We start from the raw sequence: 3,178 nt of genomic DNA, 5'->3' as shown, positions 1-3,178 counted from the left end.
GGCTCGACCTCTGCGCGGGCCCGGGCGGGAAGACGGCCGTGCTCGCCGCCGAGGCGCTCGGCGCAGGGGCCCTCGTGGTGGCCAACGAGATGGTTCCCGCACGCGCCGAACTCGTGCGCAAGGCCCTCGCCGGCGTGCCCGCGCCGGTCGAGGTGCACGTCGGTGACGGCCGCGCGATCGACGCCGGCGCACTCGGCGCGCCAGGCGGCTTCGACCGCATCCTCCTCGACGCCCCGTGCACCGGCCTCGGCGCCCTGCGGCGTCGCCCCGAGGCGAGATGGCGCAAGGCGCCGGCGGATGTCGCCGAGCTGACCAAGCTCCAGGGCGAGCTGTTCGACGCGGCGGTGCGAGCGCTCGCCCCGGGTGGCATCCTGGCGTACGTGACCTGCTCGCCGCACACCGGCGAGACGCACGGAACCCTGACGGCGGCGCTCGAGCGCTGGCGTGGGCGTGTCGAGCAACTCGACACCCACGCCGTCGTGCAGGCGCTGTCGCGGCATCCGCTCGACCTCGCCGGCGACCCCGAGACCGTGCAGCTGTGGCCGCACCGGCACGGCACCGACGCCATGTTCATCGCGCTGGTGCAGCGTACCGACGCCGATGCCGATGACGTCGCGGAGACCGCCGAGGCCGATCGCTAGGCTGGCGGCATGACGACGCGGATCAACCCGAGCATCCTCGCTGCCGACTGGGCGAACCTCGAGCACGAGCTCGGGCGCATCTCCTCGGCCGACCTCGTGCACGTCGACATCATGGACAACCACTTCGTGCCGAACCTCACCTTCGGGCTGCAGATGGTGCAGCGCCTGCAGGAGGTCTCGCCGATCCCGCTCGACGTGCACCTCATGATCGACGACCCCGACCGGTGGGCGCCCTCGTATGCCGAGGCCGGTGCCTTCTCGGTCACGTTCCATGCCGAGGCGGCGCGCGAACCCGTGGCGCTGGCGCGCCGGCTGCGCGAGATCGGTGCCCGCGCGGGCATCGCCCTGAAGCCCGGCACGGATGCCACGCCCTACCTCGACCTGCTGCCCGAGTTCGACCAGGTGCTGGTCATGACGGTCGAGCCCGGGTTCGGCGGCCAGTCGTTCATGCCCGAGACGATGCCGAAGCTGCGGCGCGTCGCCGAGGCCGTGCGCGACTCGGGCCTCGACGTGTGGCTGCAGGTCGACGGCGGCATCACGGCCGACACCATCGGCATCGCGGCCGAGGCCGGCGCCGACACGTTCGTCGCCGGATCGGCCGTGTTCGGCGGCGACGTGCCGGCCGACCGCATCGCGTCGCTGCGCGACGCCGCGTCGGCGCACACGCACGCGCACCGGTAGCCTAGACGGGTGAAGACCTTCGACGACCTGTTCGTCGAGCTCAGCGACAAGGCCCGCACCCGCCCTGAGGGTTCCGGCACGGTTCGTCAGCTCGACGCCGGCGTGCACGCCATCGGCAAGAAGATCGTCGAGGAGGCGGCCGAGGTCTGGATGGCCGCCGAGTACCAGAGCGACGACGAGACCGCTGAGGAGATCTCGCAGCTGCTCTACCACCTGCAGGTGCTCATGCTCGCGAAGGGGCTCGCGCCGGCCGACGTGTACCGACATCTCTGATCGCGCATGACCCCATGACCGATCAGCTCCGTCGACACGAAAGCCAGGGAATGCTCCGAATCGCCGTGCCCAACAAGGGCTCGCTCGCCGAGACCGCCGCCCAGATGCTGTGGGAGGCCGGCTACACCGGTCGCCGTGACCCGCGCGACCTCCACACCGCCGATCCCCGCAACGGGGTCGAGTTCTTCTACCTCCGACCGCGCGACATCGCGACCTACGTGGGCTCGGGCGCCCTCGACGTCGGCATCACCGGCCGCGACCTGCTGCTCGACTCGGGCTCCGAGGCGAACGAGATCGCCCCACTCGGCTTCGGCGACTCGACGTTCCGGTTCGCCGGTCCGGCCGGGGGATTCGCCGAGCTCGCCGACCTCCACGGCGTGCGCGTCGCCACCAGCTATCCGGGCCTCGTCGGCGACTTCCTCGCCGGGCACGGCGTGACCGCGAAGCTCGTGAAGCTCGACGGCGCGGTCGAGTCCGCGGTGCGATTGGGTGTGGCGGATGCCGTCGCCGACGTCGTGTCGACGGGCTCGACGCTCCGACAGGCGGGCCTCGAGATCTTCGGCCCGGTCATCCTCGAGTCCGAGGCGGTGCTCATCGGCTCGGGCGTCGAGCGACCCGGCGCCGACACCCTGCTTCGACGCCTGCAGGGCGTGCTCGTGGCCCGCCAGTACGTGCTGCTCGACTACGACGTGCCCGTCGCGCACCTCGAGCGAGCGACCGAGGCCGCCCCGGGCTTCGAGTCGCCGACCGTCTCGCCGCTCCACGATCCCGAGTGGGTCGCCGTGCGGGTCATGATCCCGCGGGTCGACATGAACCACGTCATGGACGAGCTGTACTCGCTCGGGGCTCGGGCGATCCTCGTCAGCGCCATCCACGCGGCCCGGTTGTGAGGCGCGGATGTCCCTCGCCGTCCGTGTGATCCCGTGCCTCGACGTGGCCGCCGGCCGCGTCGTGAAGGGCGTGAACTTCCAGAACCTGCGTGACGCGGGCGACCCCGTCGAGCTCGCCGCGCGCTACTCCGACCAGGGCGCCGACGAGCTGACGTTCCTCGACGTCACCGCCACGGTCGACGACCGCTCCACCACGTACGACATGGTGCAGCGCGTCGCCGAGCAGGTGTTCATCCCGCTGACGGTCGGCGGCGGGGTGCGCTCGGCCGAGGACGTGGCGCGACTCCTCGGCCACGGCGCCGACAAGATCGGCGTGAACAGCGCCGCGATCGCGCGGCCCGAACTCATCGCCGAGATCGCCGACCGGTTCGGCGCGCAGGTGTGCGTGCTCTCGCTCGACGTGAAGCGCTCGCCGCGCACCGCCTCGGGCTTCGTGGTGACCACGCACGGCGGCCGCACCGAGACCGACCTCGACGCGCTCGACTGGGCGCGCCGGGCCATCGAGCTGGGCGCGGGGGAGCTGCTCGTGAACTCCATCGACGCCGACGGCACCAAGGCGGGCTTCGACCTCGAGCTCACCGCGTTGATGCACGAGCTCGCCGGTGTGCCGGTGATCGCGTCGGGCGGCGCCGGCGCCGTCGGGGACTTCGCGCCGGCGATCGCGGCGGGGGCCGACGCGGTGCTCGCGGCATC

At 72.2% G+C, this 3,178-nt stretch carries 5 protein-coding genes; all 5 read left to right on the top strand.

The window, feature by feature from the left end; genetic code table 11:
* On the top strand, positions 1-641 hold a 641-nt coding region (locus AC1DY2_RS17780), incomplete at its 5' end, for an RsmB/NOP family class I SAM-dependent RNA methyltransferase (RefSeq protein WP_476763615.1).
* Between the two features lie 9 nt (positions 642-650).
* Positions 651-1,322, top strand: a complete 672-nt coding sequence (gene rpe / locus AC1DY2_RS17775; protein ID WP_476763614.1) for a ribulose-phosphate 3-epimerase — start codon at positions 651-653, stop codon at positions 1,320-1,322.
* A gap of 9 nt (positions 1,323-1,331) precedes the next feature.
* Entirely contained in the window at positions 1,332-1,595 is a 264-nt protein-coding gene (locus AC1DY2_RS17770; RefSeq protein WP_159605314.1) for a phosphoribosyl-ATP diphosphatase, read from the top strand.
* A 50-nt stretch (positions 1,596-1,645) separates the two neighbouring features.
* On the top strand, positions 1,646-2,485 hold the full coding sequence (hisG, locus tag AC1DY2_RS17765) for an ATP phosphoribosyltransferase (RefSeq protein ID WP_476763613.1): 840 nt from the start codon (positions 1,646-1,648) through the stop codon (positions 2,483-2,485).
* A 7-nt stretch (positions 2,486-2,492) separates the two neighbouring features.
* Positions 2,493-3,178 (top strand): imidazole glycerol phosphate synthase subunit HisF (gene hisF / locus AC1DY2_RS17760; protein ID WP_476763612.1); only part of this gene is annotated, 686 nt, incomplete at its 3' end.

Source organism: Agromyces sp. P1_H4 (genome assembly GCF_056405255.1).
This window is presented reverse-complemented; position numbering and strand designations above follow the sequence as displayed.

What these genes read in the sequence shown, in the direction of transcription:
- rpe (WP_476763614.1), top strand. Translation starts at nt 651, where the DNA reads ATGACGACGCGGATCAACCCGAGCATCCTCGCTGCCGACTGGGCGAAC.
- hisG (WP_476763613.1), top strand. Translation starts at nt 1,646, where the DNA reads ATGCTCCGAATCGCCGTGCCCAACAAGGGCTCGCTCGCCGAGACCGCC.